Annotated in this window: 17 protein-coding genes; 12 read left to right on the forward strand and 5 right to left on the reverse strand. The window is 72.9% G+C overall.

The features are described 5' to 3' along the window. Positions 1–41 precede the first annotated feature (41 nt). Positions 42–1,100, forward strand: a complete 1,059-nt coding sequence (locus ASD19_RS01540) for a DUF998 domain-containing protein (protein WP_055988071.1) — start codon at positions 42–44, stop codon at positions 1,098–1,100. Between the two features lie 20 nt (positions 1,101–1,120). Here the strand turns inward: ASD19_RS01540 and purD are convergent, their stop codons facing one another. Next, positions 1,121–2,389, reverse strand: a complete 1,269-nt coding sequence (gene purD, locus ASD19_RS01545) for a phosphoribosylamine--glycine ligase (protein WP_055988073.1) — start codon at positions 2,387–2,389, stop codon at positions 1,121–1,123. 99 nt (positions 2,390–2,488) lie between these two features. On the opposite strand from purD, the gene ASD19_RS01550 reads away from it, so the two are divergent. From ASD19_RS01550 to ASD19_RS01565, 4 genes are all read left to right on the forward strand, one after another. Further along, entirely contained in the window at positions 2,489–2,983 is a 495-nt protein-coding gene (locus ASD19_RS01550) for a hypothetical protein (protein WP_235562935.1), read from the forward strand. Continuing rightward, a complete protein-coding gene (locus ASD19_RS01555; protein WP_055988075.1) occupies positions 2,980–3,978 on the forward strand; it encodes a cation transporter in 999 nt (332 codons plus the stop codon). The genes ASD19_RS01550 and ASD19_RS01555 overlap by 4 nt, the downstream gene beginning before the upstream one ends. 9 nt (positions 3,979–3,987) lie before the next feature. Further along, positions 3,988–4,359 (forward strand): sterol carrier family protein, encoded by a 372-nt coding sequence (locus ASD19_RS01560; RefSeq protein ID WP_055988077.1) that lies wholly within the window; start codon positions 3,988–3,990, stop codon positions 4,357–4,359. Between the two features lie 85 nt (positions 4,360–4,444). Further along, a complete protein-coding gene (locus tag ASD19_RS01565) occupies positions 4,445–4,774 on the forward strand; it encodes a hypothetical protein (RefSeq protein WP_055988079.1) in 330 nt (109 codons plus the stop codon). A 12-nt stretch (positions 4,775–4,786) separates the two neighbouring features. On the opposite strand, the gene ASD19_RS01570 is transcribed toward ASD19_RS01565, so the two are convergent. Beyond that, a complete protein-coding gene (locus tag ASD19_RS01570) occupies positions 4,787–5,356 on the reverse strand; it encodes a zinc-binding alcohol dehydrogenase (RefSeq protein WP_308067727.1) in 570 nt (189 codons plus the stop codon). A gap of 82 nt (positions 5,357–5,438) precedes the next feature. Here ASD19_RS01570 and purM point away from each other — a divergent pair, with 82 nt between their 5' ends. Then, positions 5,439–6,584, forward strand: a complete 1,146-nt coding sequence (gene purM / locus ASD19_RS01575; RefSeq protein ID WP_055988083.1) for a phosphoribosylformylglycinamidine cyclo-ligase — start codon at positions 5,439–5,441, stop codon at positions 6,582–6,584. Between the two features lie 27 nt (positions 6,585–6,611). Continuing rightward, the gene (purF, locus tag ASD19_RS01580) at positions 6,612–8,084 is read left to right on the forward strand and encodes an amidophosphoribosyltransferase (protein WP_055988084.1); all 1,473 of its coding nucleotides are present in this window, start codon (positions 6,612–6,614) and stop codon (positions 8,082–8,084) included. An 83-nt stretch (positions 8,085–8,167) separates the two neighbouring features. On the opposite strand, the gene ASD19_RS01585 is transcribed toward purF, so the two are convergent. After that, positions 8,168–8,356 (reverse strand): DUF3073 domain-containing protein, encoded by a 189-nt coding sequence (locus ASD19_RS01585; RefSeq protein WP_055988086.1) that lies wholly within the window; start codon positions 8,354–8,356, stop codon positions 8,168–8,170. Positions 8,357–8,502: 146 nt separating this feature from the next. Here ASD19_RS01585 and ASD19_RS01590 point away from each other — a divergent pair, with 146 nt between their 5' ends. Continuing rightward, positions 8,503–9,060, forward strand: a complete 558-nt coding sequence (locus ASD19_RS01590) for a universal stress protein (protein ID WP_082542893.1) — start codon at positions 8,503–8,505, stop codon at positions 9,058–9,060. A gap of 68 nt (positions 9,061–9,128) precedes the next feature. Here ASD19_RS01590 and ASD19_RS01595 read toward each other — a convergent pair whose 3' ends face one another. Together ASD19_RS01595 and ASD19_RS01600 are read right to left on the reverse strand one after the other, a co-directional pair. Beyond that, positions 9,129–9,737: a PadR family transcriptional regulator gene (locus ASD19_RS01595; protein WP_055988089.1), complete on the reverse strand. Its 609-nt coding sequence runs from the start codon at positions 9,735–9,737 to the stop codon at positions 9,129–9,131. After that, a complete protein-coding gene (locus ASD19_RS01600) occupies positions 9,737–10,588 on the reverse strand; it encodes a DUF4097 family beta strand repeat-containing protein (RefSeq protein ID WP_055988091.1) in 852 nt (283 codons plus the stop codon). The genes ASD19_RS01595 and ASD19_RS01600 overlap by 1 nt, the downstream gene beginning before the upstream one ends. A 111-nt stretch (positions 10,589–10,699) precedes the next feature. On the opposite strand from ASD19_RS01600, the gene ASD19_RS01605 reads away from it, so the two are divergent. The 4 genes from ASD19_RS01605 (at position 10,700) to ASD19_RS01620 (ending at position 13,390) form a co-directional block, all read left to right on the forward strand. Then, positions 10,700–11,416 carry a MerR family transcriptional regulator gene (locus ASD19_RS01605; protein WP_235562936.1) on the forward strand — a complete coding sequence of 239 codons (717 nt, stop codon included), beginning with the start codon at positions 10,700–10,702 and terminating at the stop codon, positions 11,414–11,416. A 153-nt stretch (positions 11,417–11,569) separates the two neighbouring features. Then, the gene (locus ASD19_RS01610) at positions 11,570–12,463 is read left to right on the forward strand and encodes a hypothetical protein (protein ID WP_055988093.1); all 894 of its coding nucleotides are present in this window, start codon (positions 11,570–11,572) and stop codon (positions 12,461–12,463) included. A 151-nt stretch (positions 12,464–12,614) separates the two neighbouring features. Then, entirely contained in the window at positions 12,615–13,022 is a 408-nt protein-coding gene (locus ASD19_RS01615) for a fluoride efflux transporter FluC (RefSeq protein ID WP_235562937.1), read from the forward strand. Then, the gene (locus ASD19_RS01620) at positions 13,019–13,390 is read left to right on the forward strand and encodes a fluoride efflux transporter FluC (protein WP_055988095.1); all 372 of its coding nucleotides are present in this window, start codon (positions 13,019–13,021) and stop codon (positions 13,388–13,390) included. The genes ASD19_RS01615 and ASD19_RS01620 overlap by 4 nt, the downstream gene beginning before the upstream one ends. Positions 13,391–13,514 lie beyond the last annotated feature (124 nt).

Genomic DNA, 13,514 nt, shown 5'->3' on the forward strand with positions numbered 1-13,514 from the left:
GCCGCGCCGCCCGGATCGGCCGCCCGTGGTTGCATGGACGCGTGAGATCACCCGAGCGCCGGCGCCAGGACGCCCACGCGATCTGGGCCGCCTGGCTCGGCTTCGCGGCGGGCACAGTGCTCGGCACGATCCTGCTGTGGGGTCTCGCGCGGCCGTTGGCCGGCGACGGGTCGATCGGCCTGCCGGCCGCCGCCGTGACCGCGGGCGTCGCGGTGGCCGCGTTCGCGGCAGGCACCCGGATGCACCGCGCAGCGGACACGGCCGGGATGCCGCCGTGGCAGGCGGCGGTCTCGCGGATCTCGGACGCGGCGGTCGCGCTCGCCCTCGGAGGGGTGTGCGGGCTGGCGGTGCTCTGCGCGGGCGAGGTCCTCGCGATCGGCCTGCACGGCCTCGACGTGCCGCCGCTCGGCGGCGGACTCCTGACCGGCGTCGCGTCGGCCGCGGCGGCGGGATCGGCGTTCGGGCTGGGCGCGCGCCTGCGCACGGACGACCTCGTCACGCTGCTGTTCGCGTTCCTCATCACCGGGACGCTGTTCGCGATGCTGACCGCGACCGATCCGCGGTGGTGGGAGCGGAACTTCTCGCAGCTCGGGATCGGCGACGGCGGCTGGGCGTTCAACGGCACGCTCGTCGTCGGCGGGCTGCTGCTCGCGACGGTCGGGGCGTACGTCGGCCGCGACCTGCATCGCATCCTCGGCGACGCGGCGCTGTTCCGGATCGGCGTCGTGGTCGTCCTGTTCGCCGCGACCGGCGCGGCTCTGGCCGGCGTGGGCCTGCTGCCGGTGCATCGAGCGCCCGTCGCGCACTTCGTGGCGGCGTTCGCCGCGCTCGCGCTGCTCGGCGCCGCGGCCGTCGTGACGGTCCTGGTCATGCCGGGCCCGCCGCCGATGCTCACCCTGACGACCATCGGCGTCGCCGCGGGGCTCGTGCTCGCGGTGCTGCTGTGGCGGCCGCTCGCGATCTACTCGGCGACCGCGCTCGAGGCGGTCGCGGTGGGTCTGGGCTTCGTGTGGCTCACGACGCTCATGCGCACGCTCGCGGCCCTCGCCCCCGACGAGCCGCGTCCGTCCGCCCGACCCCGGCTGCGCGCCGGGCGCTGATCCCAGGTCTCTCCCGCGACCTACTCCGCGACGCGGGCGGCGATGTCGGTGCGGTGGTGGCCGCCCTCGAGGCCGATGTGCGACAGCGCCTCGTACGCCCGCTCGCGGGCCGTGCGGAAGTCCGGCGCGGTCGCCACGACGTTGAGCACCCGTCCGCCGGTGGCGACCAGGCCGCCGTCGGCCTCGGCGGTCGCGGCGTGCGCGATGTGCACCCCGTCCACGGCCTCCGCCTCGTCGAGCCCCGTGAGGGGACGCCCCGTCACGGGCTTCTCGGGGTAGCCCTCGCTCGCGAGCACGACCGTGACCGCCACGTCGTCGGAGAACACCGGCTGCGGCTCGTCCTCGAGCGTGCCGGTCGCGGCCGCGAGCAGCAGGCGCGAGAGCGGCGTCACGAGGCGCGGCAGCACGACCTGCGTCTCGGGGTCGCCGAAGCGCGCGTTGAACTCGATCACGCGCACGCCGGCGTCGGTCAGGATGAGGCCCGCGTACAGCAGGCCGATGAAGGGCGTGCCCTCCTCGTCCAGGCGCCGGATGACCGGGAGCGCCACGGTCTCGGTGACGTGCGCCACGAACTCCGCCTCGCCGCCGAAGCGCTCCGCGAGCCACGGCAGGGGCGAGTACGCCCCCATGCCGCCGGTGTTCGGGCCGGCGTCCCCGTCGAGGGCGCGCTTGAAGTCCTGCGCGGGGCTGAGCGCCCGCACGGTGTCGCCGTCGCTCAGGAAGAAGAGCGAGACCTCGGGTCCCGAGAGGAACTCCTCGATCAGCACGGGCCCGCCGGGCAGATAGGTCTCGGCGTGCTCGATCGCCGCCGCACGGTCCTCCGTCACGATGACGCCCTTGCCCGCCGCCAGACCGTCGGCCTTGACGACGTACGGCGCGCCGAACTCATCCAGGGCGGCGGCGACCTCGTCGACCGTGCGCGCATGCGTCGCGCGGCCCGTCGGCACGCCGGCGGCGGCCATGATCCGCTTGGCGAACGCCTTCGACCCCTCCATCTGGGCGGCCGCGCGGCCCGGGCCGAAGACCGGGATGCCGCGTTCGCGCAGCTCGTCGGCGACGCCGGCGATCAGCGGGGCCTCGGGACCGACGACCACGAGGTCCACCGCGTGGTCGATCGCGAACGCGGCGACCGCGCTCGGGTCGAGCATGTCCACCTCGACCAGCGCGGCGTCGCGCGCGATGCCGGCGTTGCCGGGCGCCGCGAGCAGCTCGTGGCCGGCCTCCTCCGAGCGGAGGGCGAGGACGATGGCGTGCTCGCGCGCGCCGGAACCGAGGACGAGGATTCTCACCCGTCCAGCCTATCGACCGCCGATCCCGCGCCATACCGGCCGGGCGGCACCCCGGCAAGCCACCTGGCGCGGAGCACGTCGCCGCCGTACCGTCGGAGCGTGGACGGCACGCGGCGGATCATCGCCGCGCTCGCCGCGATCGCGCTCGCCGGGGCGATCGGAGGCTGCGCGGCCGACATCCCCGTCGATCCGGACGGCACGTACGACCGGGTCGCGGGCGGCGAGCTGCGCGTCGGCGCGTCCCCAGACGGGGAACTCGTCACCGTGGACGGCGCGACATCCGGCGCGGAGAGGGTCGACGGCGTCCTCGTGGATCTCGTCGAGGACTTCGCCGAGAGCATCGACGCCGACGTGACCTGGACGGTCGGCAGCGAGGAGAGCCTCGTCGTCGCGATCGAGGAGGGGAGCCTCGACCTCGCGATCGGGGGCATGACCGACCAGACGCCGTGGGCGGACCGCGTCGGCGTCACGCGCGGCTTCGCCGAGCTGCCCGGCGTCGAGCGCGAGCACCCGGTCGTGATGCTCGCCCCGCTGGGCGAGAACCGCTTCATCGGCGAGCTCGAGCGCTTCCTGGACGAGCGGAGCGCAGGATGAAGCCCCGCTTCGGCCGCACCGACCTGCCGCGCGAGCAGGCCGAGGCGATGCGCAAGGCGGTCGGCATCGAGGTCTTCACGATCTGCTACACCACGGTCACGATCGTCCTGATCGCCCTCGTCGTCGGCAGCTCGCAGGCCATGCGCACCGCCTGGATCGAGGACATGCTGTCGCTGCTGCCGCAGATCGCGTTCCTCGCGGCGCTGTTCTTCACCCGTCGCCGGCCCTCCCGGTCGTTCCCGTTCGGTCTGCACCGCGCCATGGGAGTCGGCCACCTCGTCGCGGGGATCGCGCTGCTGATCGTCGGCGCGAACCTCGCGGTGGAGGCGGTCCTGGGGTTCGCGCGGTCCGAGCATCCGACGATCGGCACCGTGAAGCTGTTCGGCACGACCATCTGGCAGGGGTGGCTCATGATCGGCGTGATGGCGCTGATCGTGATCGCGCCGCCGTTCTACGGCCGCTACAAGGCGAAGCTCGCCCGTCCGCTGCACAACAAGCTGCTGCACGCCGACGCCGACATGGCGAAGGCCGACTGGCAGACCAACGCCGCCTCGATCGTCGGCGTGGGCGGCGTCGGCCTCGGCATCTGGTGGTTGGACTACGCCGCGGCCCTGTTCATCTCCCTCGGGATCCTCTGGGACGGCTGGCGGAACACCGTCACCGCGGTCGAGGACCTGATCGACAAGCGGGTCACGACGTACGACGACCGCGCGGTCCATCCGCTCGTCGGCGACGTGCTGCGCGTGCTGCGGTCCACGCGCTGGGTCGAGGACGCGGGCGTGCGGGTGAGGGATCTCGGCCAGGTGCTCCACGTGGAGGCGTTCGTGGTGCCCCGCCGGGGCTTCCTCGGCGCCGGACGGATCGACCTCGCGGCGCTCGGGCGGCTTCAGCGGCGGATCATCGCGCTGGACTGGAAGATGCAGGACGTCGTCGTGATCCCGGTCGAGCGCCTCCCCGAGGAGGCGACCACCCGTCCGCCGGACGCGGGCTCGTAGGCTGAGGGGATGGCCCTCCGCAGGATCGACACCGGCGACGGGCGCGACGCGCTCGCCGCGGTCACGGCCGCCGCCGAGGCGGGGGCGAGACCCCCGCGCACCGCCCACGCGACGGCCGTGCGGTACCTGCTGCAGCTGCTGGCCGAGAAGGCGCCCGGCAACAGCGTGGAGGTGCGCGTGCCGCCCTTCGGCGCCGCGCAGGTCGTCCAGGGGCCGCGGCACACGCGCGGCACACCGCCGAACGTCGTCGAGATGGATCCGCCGACCTGGATCGCGCTCGCGACCGGGAGCCTGTCCTGGGCGGACGCCGTCGCGGCGGGGCGCGTGCATGCCTCGGGGGTCCGCGCGGACCTCTCTCCCCTGCTTCCGCTGCGGCCCTGACGGGCGCGCTCGGGGCGTCCGGAGTGGAGCGTTCGCGGGGCGGACGCACGACCCGTATTCAGGAACCGGTGGAACAATCGAGGTCATGCCCTCGCGCCCCGATTCCCCCCAAGATCCGGTCGTCGCCGAGCAGGTCTCGGTGCGACGCTCGCCGCGGTACGGCGTGTTCGCGGCCCTGGGTGCGGGGCTGGGGGTCGTGGTCGCGATGATCCTGTCGACCGCGTTCGACGGCACCAGCCAGCCGAGCCCGTTCACCGAGGTCGTCTACTCGCCGTCGCAGGCCTTCGGATTCATCCTGCTGTGGTGCGTGCCCGCGGGCATCCTGCTGGCGATGATCGTGGCGCTCATCCTGGAGCGCACGCTCGGCCGCCGCACGCGCCGCGTCTCGGTCGTCCACGAGACCGTCGCCGACTGACGTCGGGGCGCCTCAGGCGATCTCGCGCAGGATCGGCTGCATCGCCGAGTCGAACGCTGCGACGTCGCCGCGCAGACTGTCCGACACGGCGACCGTGAGGGAGCCGATCCACCAGATGCCGCGCTGCGAGAGCGGCAGCACCTGCACGTCGAGCCGGAAGTCGTGCGCGCGGCGGCCCGCCCTCCGCTCGAACTCCACGACGGCGCCCGCGTACCCGCGGTAGGAGCGCCGCATGCGGTCGTATCGGACGGCGGCGTCCTGCGCGTACGCGAGCGCCTCCGCGCCGTGGGGCGCCGCCGCGTCGCGGAGGGCGTCGGCGTAGGCGGGCAGCGCGACGTGCGTCCCGAAGCCGTCCAGCAGCTCGAGCGGCACGGGGGAGGGGTTCGCCTCCGGCTCGACCGTCATGTCCCAGTAGCGGCGCCACAGCCGCTCGACCGCGTCGTCGGCCTCGCCCACGCGCTCGACGCCGCGCAGGTGCGGCAGCTCGTCCGGATGCCGCACCCCGAGCGCCTGGCGCAGATACAGCGCCACGAGCACCGACGGACTGCAGTCCTCGCGGACGTGCCAGCCGGGGTCGGTCATATGGCTCATTATCGCCCGGTGTGCGGCCTCGGCGCCCCCTCACGCCGCCTTTCGCCCAGGTTGCGGCCGGTAGGCTGGGGGTGTGGTCCCCGAACCCACCGAAACCCATACCCCCCGCCCCTCCTCGACGTACGCCGAGGCCGGTGTCGACACGGCCGCCGGCGACCTCGCCGTCGAGCTGATGAAGTCGTCGGTCAAGGCCACGCACGGCCCCGAGGTCCTCGGAGGCGTCGGCGGCTTCGCCGGGCTGTTCGACGCCTCGGCGCTGCTCGGCTACGCCAAGCCGCTGCTCGCGACGAGCACCGACGGCGTCGGCACCAAGGTCGCGATCGCCCAGGCGATCGACAAGCACGACACGATCGGCCACGATCTGGTCGGCATGGTCGTGGACGACATCGTCGTCGTCGGCGCCAAGCCGCTGTTCATGACCGACTACATCGCCACGGGCAGGGTGTTCCCGCAGCGGATCGCCGACATCGTGCGCGGCATCGCCGAGGCGTGCGCGCTGACCGGCACCGCGCTGGTCGGCGGCGAGACCGCCGAGCACCCCGGCCTGCTGGGCCCGAACGACTACGACGTGGCGGGGGCCGCGACCGGCGTCGTGGAGGCCGACCGGGTGCTCGGAGCCGAGCGCGTGCGCGCGGGCGACGCGGTCATCGCGCTGGCCTCGAGCGGCATCCACTCGAACGGCTTCTCGCTCGTCCGCCACATCGTCACGCGCGCGGGCATCTCCTACGGCGACCAGGCGGCCGACTTCGGCACGACCTGGGGCGAGGCGCTGCTCGAACCGACGCGCCTGTACACGACCCCGCTGCTCGAGCTCATCGCGAGCCTCGGCGACGGAGTCCGCTCCCTCAGCCACGTCACGGGCGGCGGCATCGCGGCGAACCTCGCGCGCGTGCTTCCGCGCGGCACGTGGGTCGACGTCGACCGCTCGACGTGGTCGCCGTCGCCCGTGTTCCGCGTGCTGAGCGACATCGCGGGGACCACGCTCGAGTCCAGCGAGGGCACCTGGAACCTCGGCATCGGGTTCCTCGCGGTCGTGGCTCCCGAGAAGGCCGCCGACGCGATCGCGCAGATCCAGGCCGCGGGCATCCCGGCCTGGCAGGTCGGCGAGGTGCGCGACGACGCCCTCCCGGACGGAGACTTCGAACAGGGCGCCAAGGGCGTCGACGGCGGCGCCGTCCGGCTCGTGGGCGCCTACGCAGACAGCACCCGCGGTCATTGACGACAGATCGGATGAAGTAACCACCCCATGTGCGGCATCGTCGGAATGGTCGGGCGCGCCCCGGTCAACCAGGACATCTACGACGCTCTCCTCCTCCTCCAGCACCGGGGTCAGGACGCGACGGGTATCGCCACCGCCGAACCCAACGGCGTGATGCACACCCACAAGGCGCAGGGCATGGTGCGCGAGGCGTTCCGCACCCGCGACATGCGCTCGCTGCTCGGCAACGTCGGCCTCGGCCACGTGCGCTACGCCACGAAGGGCACCGCCTCCAGCGAGGAGGAGATGCAGCCCTTCTACGTCAACTCGCCGTACGGGATCATCCTGATCCACAACGGCAACCTCACGAACACGCGCGAGCTGACCACCGACATGGGCCAGCGCGACCGGCGGCACCTCAACTCGTCGAGCGACACTGAGCTGCTGCTCAACGTGCTCGCGAACGAGCTGCAGGCGACGACCAGCCCGGTCGACCTCGACCCCGACCGCATCTTCGAGGCGGTCTCGCGCACGCACCGGCGGATCGAGGGCGCGTACGCCGTGATCTCGATCATCGCCGGCTACGGCCTGCTCGCGTTCCGCGACCCGTTCGGCATCCGGCCCCTGATCCTGGGCCGCCGGGCGGGCGAGGACGGCAAGGACGAGTGGGTCGTCACGAGCGAGTCGCTCGTGCTCGAGAACGCGGACTACGAGATCGTGCGCGACGTCGCGCCCGGCGAGGCCGTGTTCATCACGAGCGACGGCGAGCTGTTCTCGAAGCAGTGCGCCGACGAGGCCACCCTGCTGCCGTGCTCGTTCGAGTACGTGTACCTGGCCCGCCCGGACTCCATCATGAACGGCGTCTCGGTGTACGAGTCGCGCCTGCGGATGGGTGAGAAGCTCGCCGCGACGATCGCGAAGCACGTGCCCGAGGGGCTGATCGACGTGGTCATGCCGATCCCGGACTCGTCGCGTCCCGCCGCGATGGAGGTCGCGCGCGTGCTCGGCATCGAGTACCGCGAGGGCTTCTACAAGAACCGCTACGTCGGCCGGACGTTCATCATGCCCGGCCAGGCCGTGCGCAAGAAGAGCGTGCGCCAGAAGCTCAACGCGATGTCGAGCGAGTTCAAGGGCAAGAACGTGCTGCTCATCGACGACTCGATCGTCCGCGGCACCACCAGCAAGCAGATCGTGCAGATGGCGTACGACGCCGGCGCGAAGACCGTGACGTTCGCGTCGGCCGCGCCGCCCGTGCGGCACCCGCACGTCTACGGCATCAACATGCCCTCGCGCAAGGAGCTCGTCGCGCACGGCCGCACGATCCCCGAGGTCGCCGAGTACCTCGGCTGCGACTACCTCGTGTACCAGGAGGTCGAGGACCTGCGCGACGCGATCATCGAGAGCGCGACGGGCGAGGCGACGTTCTCGGACCTCGACATGAGCTGCTTCGACGGCCGCTACGTCACCGGCACCGTCAGCGACGAGTACCTCGCGTGGGTCGAGAGCGTCCAGAGCTCCTGAGCTCCGCGCACACGCCCCGCATACGAAGACGGCCCGGTCATCCGACCGGGCCGTCTTGTCGTCTGCGAGACGTCGAGGGAGTGTCAGGCCTGCTGCGCCTGGAACTCGTCCTCGTCTTCGTCGTCGTACATGTCTGCCCACTTGTCGACATACTGATCGTCGCTCGGATGTCCGAGCTCACGCTCCAGTGCCGCATAGTCGACACTCGGGCTGAACGACTTCAGCTCGCGGGCGAGCTTGGTGTGCTTCGCCTTCTGACGGCCACGCCCCATGCGCGAGACCCCCTCACGTATAGCTGCCCGGGAACGTGCCCGGCGCGCTTGTCTGAACCCGGCAGGGGAGCCGGTGAAGAGTAGGATTCAGGATACCACGCGGCCCTGGCGCCTCGGCCGGCCGCGGCACCTGGAAGGGGTCGACAATGACCGATCAGCCGATGGACGAGTCCGACGCCGTGCGCCGGGAGGCGCCGATCGATGCGGCCATGCGCGGTGCCGTGATCGCGGGAGTGATCCCGGATCAGTCGCCACGCGTCATCAAGGAGGCCGCGCATTACGCGGCGCTGCTCGGCGCGCCGCTGGTGGTGACGCACGTCGACGTCACGCGGTTCGTGACGTACGAGGACCCGGAGGGCTACGTGCATTCCGCGCCCGTCGACATCAACGTGCAGGCCGGCGAGGGCGAGCTCGAGGCCGTCAGGAACGCGGCCGAGACGCACCTCGCGAACGCGGGCATCACATGGGAGGTGCGCCAGCTGGTCGGCGACCCCGCGCTCGCGATCAAGCACCTCGCGGAGAAGATCGACGCGAAGCTGATCGTGGTCGGCACGCGCAGGCGCGGCTTCGGCGAGTCGATCCGGGAGTTCTTCACCGGATCCGTCGCCGCGCGCCTGTCGCACCGCCAGCACCGGCCCATCCTGGTCATCCCGCAGGAGGAGCCGCTGCGCGACGACGAGGCGTTCCCCGAGGTCGAGGGCTGAGCGCCCGCACCTCCCTCTGACGCGCCGGAAGCCGGACGGAGCGATTCGTCCGGCTTCCGGGGGCGGCGTCAGCGGCGCAGCGACTCCGCCAGGGTCGCGGCGGCCGCGTCGAGCGCCGACTGGAGCGCGTCGACCGTGCCCGCGGTCAGCTCTCCGCCCCGCGCGACGTGGGAGCGCAGCTCCGCGCGCACACGGCCGCGGAAGTCGGCGATCGCCGCCTCGGCGCGCTGCAGCTGCTCGCGCGATGCGACGCGCACGTCGTCGGCCGGCGGGGACTGCGGCGCCGCTCGGGGCGCCTCGGTGGCGGCCGCCGCGAGATCCGCGCGCAGGCTGCGCATGGCCTCGCGGACACTGGTGCGCACCTCGTCGGCGATCAGCCGGACGGAATCCGCCAGCCCCGCCTCGATGCCGGTGATCTGGTCGGCCCGCGCCTGCACCTCGGCGCGTCCCGCGTCGGTGATCTCGTAGACGGTCTTGCGGCCGTCCGTCGTCTTGGTCACGAGCCCCTCCTCCTCGAGCCGCGCGAGGCGCGGGTAGATCGTGCCCGCGCTCGGCGTGTAGGTGCCGCCCGTGCGCTCGGCCAGCGACTGCATGATGTCGTAGCCGTGGCGCGGAGCCTCCGCGAGCAGGTTCAGCAGGTACAGGCGCAGGTCGCCATGGGAGAAGACGGGGGCCATCATGCCTCCTCGGTGACGGGGCGGTCGGGGGCCGGCTCGGCGGCGACCGGGCGCCGCAGCACGGTCACGTCGCCCGAGACGGTGTTGACGCGGACGTCGACGAACGACCCGGACAGCTCCCCGGCCGACGCGGTGACGTTCGAGGGGCCGCCGGACGAGCGCACGACGCCGTCGATCACGACGCGGCCGCTCGCGGAGCGCACCACGTAGTCGGCGGGGTGGCCCTCGTCCAGGCGCAGGGTGGCGGAGCCGCTGACCGTGTTGACGGATGCGGCGCCGATCGGGCCCTGCGCGTCGATCATGGTGGCACCGGAGACGGAGTCCACCGACGCGCGCCGGATCTCGCCGGCGACCGTGACATCGCCCGACACGGTGTTGGCGGTGAAGGCACCGGTCAGCCCGCGCGCCTGCACGTCGCCCGAGACCGCGTTGGCGCTGAGGTCGCCGGTGAGGCCGTCCACCAGGACATCGCCCGAGACCGTGTTCACGCGGGCCTCGGCCGCGAGGCCGGCGACGAGCGCCCCGGCGCTGACGACCCCGAGCGTCAGCGCGACGCTTCGCGGCACGGCGATGCTGATCTCGGCGCGCGGGCCGCCGGGACCGAAGTTGCGGAACACCTCCAGGAAGTTGTCCCACCGCAGCTGCGGGTGGTCGATCTCGAGCTCGTCGCCCGTGACCTCGATCCGGAGGTCCTTCACGGTCACGCCGTGCACCTCCACGCGGGTGCCTGGCTCGTCGTGCCCGATGATGTCGACCTGGCCGCCGACGAGTCCCACCTTCAGGCGGCGGATGCCCTCGACGTCGATGACCCGCGTCTCGCCCGGGTGCACGATCCACTTCTCCAGAGTCATGACTCTGCCGTCCTTTCCCAACGGAACTCGAGATATATCTCGATAGGTCCAGGAAACGAGATATATCTCGAGTTGTCCAGGCCTGTCAGGGAATCCTCGGGAACGGGGTGCTTGACCTTGACGCAACGGCACTACGGCGAGCTGGGCCTGCTGCCGCCATCGCGCGTGGGCGCGAACGGTTACCGCTATTACGACGGACAGTCGCTCGTGCGGCTGCAGCGCATCCTGCTCCTGCGGGGGCTCGGACTCGGGCTGCCGCAGATCGGGGAGATCCTCGAGCGGGAGACCGACGAGCGTCGCGCGCTCGAGGCCCACCTGGAGTGGCTGCGCAGCGAGCGGGATCGCATCGCGCGCCAGATCGACGCCGTGACCGGCACCATCCGCGGACTCGAAGGAGAGGAGGCCCTCGTGGCAGAGAAGATGTTCGACGGCTTCGACCACACGCAGTACAAGGACGAGGTCGAGGCGAAGTGGGGCGAGGACGCGTACGCCCAGGGCGACCGGTGGTGGCGCGGGATGTCCGAGGCCGAGCGCGCCGCCTGGAAGGAGCGGGCCGCCCGGCTCGGCGCCGACTGGATCGCCGCCGCGGAGTCCGGCGTGGACCCGGCCGCGGACGAGGCCCAGGATCTCGCGCGCCGCCACGTCGAGTGGCTCACGGGCATCCCGGGGACGCCCGCCGCCCATCCCGGCGGGGACGTGAAGGGCTATGTGATCGGGCTCGGCGAGATGTACGTCGCCGACGAGCGCTTCGCGCGCAACTACGGTGGCGCGGACGGCGCGGCCTTCGTGCGCGACGCCCTCCGCATCTACGCCGAGGCGAACCTGTAGTCGCTGAGCCGTTGCCCCGAGTTGTCGGATCGAAGCGGCAGCTCGGGGCAACGCGTTGGGGGAGGCTCGTCCCCAGGCTCGGCGGTCGGCGCCGGCGGTTCACAGCCGTCGGTCGGCGCCGGTTCGGGCCCTGCGCCGCGAAAGGATCGGCGCATGCCCCGCTCGCCGAAGCCGCTGCCCGAGCGCCTGCGCGGCCGTGCGTTCCGTCGGGACGAGGCCGCGGAGGTGTCGGACGCGCGGCTGCGCCGCGGCGACCTGTGGAGCCCGGCTCGCGGCGTGCGGCTGCCGGTGGCGCGCGACGGCGCGGACGACATCCTGCGTGCGCGGGCGCTCCTCATCCCCGAGGGCGGCGCGTACAGCCACACGAGCGCCGCGCATCTCCATCGGATCCCGCTGCCGCATGACCGCGACGGCGTCGCGGTCGTCCACGTCACGACGCCGCGCGGGACGCGGGCGCGGCGCGGGCGGGGCGTGGTCGGCCACCAGCGTCGCCTCGTCCCGGACGACGTCGTGGTGCTCCACGGGGCGCCGTGCACGCGCCTGCTCCGCACGTTCTGCGATCTGGCGGATGTGCTGACGTTCGCCGAGCTGGTCGCGGTGGGGGACTGGATCGTGGGCCGCGGCGCGACCGGGGTGATGCCGGCCCGGATCCTCGAGGCGATCGGCGCGGCCGAGCTCGCGGCGGGCCGGCGTGACCTGCTTCGGCACGTCGTCGCTCGCCTGAACCCGCTCGCGGAGTCGCCCAAGGAGTCGGAGCTGCGCGTGCTCCTGGAGGACGCCGGCTTCGCCGGGCTCGTCTGCCAGCATCGCGTCTTCGATCGCGGCGAGTTCGTCGCACGGATCGATCTCGCGATCCCCGGGCTGCGGGTCGCGATCGAGTACGAGGGTGACCATCATCGCGATCAGCGGCAGTGGCGTCGGGACATGCAGCGCCGGCGGCGGCTCGAGGCACTCGGCTGGATCTACATCCCCGTCTCGCAGGCGGACCTGGAAGACCCCTCCCGCGTGATCGCAGACGTGGCGGCCGCCATCCGGTCGCGAGCCTGAGCGCGTTGCCCCGAACTGCCGGATCGAAGCGGCAGCTCGGGGCAATGGCCGCGCGTGTTGCCCCGAACTGCTGGAACGAACCGGCAACTCGGGGCAACGGGCGGGCGGGCGGGCGACGGCGGCGTCGCGTCGCTCGCCCTAGGCTGGGCGGGTGACCAGGGCGCCGATCCGGTGGGGGCTGCTGCCGCTCGTCGTGGCCGGCGGCGTGCTCGGCGTCGCGCTGCGCCAGGCGCTGCTTCTGCCGTTCGAGGGCGGGTTCTCGTTCACCGCGCTGGCCGCCACCATCGCCGTCAACGCCGTCGGATCCGGACTCCTCGGGTTCGTGGTCGGCCGCGTCGGCTCGACCGGACCGCGGCGGCGCGCGTTCCTCGGCACGGGCGTGCTCGGCGGCTTCACGACCTACAGCGGGTTCGCGGTCGCCGAGGCGCAGCTGCTTCAGGCGCAGCTCGTCGTGCACGCCGTGGTCATCGCGATCGCGGCGCTGCTCGTCGCCTCCGCGGCGGCGTGGGCGGGCCTGGCGGCCGGGGTCGCGCTCGCGCGGAAGGCGGACGCCGCGTGACGCCGCTGCTGTTCGCCGGCGTCGCGCTCGCCGGGGGCGTCGGCGCGGGGCTCCGCTGGCTCGCCGACGTCCTTCTCGCGCGCGTCACCCCGGCGGGCTTCCCCTGGCCGATCCTCGTCGTCAACGTGACGGGGTCCTTGGCGCTCGGCGTGCTCACCGGCGCCTCGCTCGACACCGCGTGGATGGCCGTGCTCGGCACTGGGCTCCTCGGAGGCTTCACGACCTTCAGCACGGTGGCGGTCGACGCCGAGATCCTCCGGACCGAGGGCCGCCCGATGGCCGCCGCGATGAACGCCGTCGGGACGCTCGCGCTCTCGGCCGTCGCCGCGCTCGCCGGGCTCGCGCTCGGCGCCCCGCTCGCCGCCTGACGATTCACGGCAGAGCCATAGGGTCCCGCCCCGGGGGCCGCGAGGCCGCGTGCCAGAATGAAGCCGGGATACAGAACTGTATCGGCGGGTCTCCGCCATCCGTTCGCGTCCGTCCCGACTCCCG

The organism is Microbacterium sp. Root53 (assembly GCF_001426925.1).
Lineage (GTDB): Bacteria > Actinomycetota > Actinomycetes > Actinomycetales > Microbacteriaceae > Microbacterium.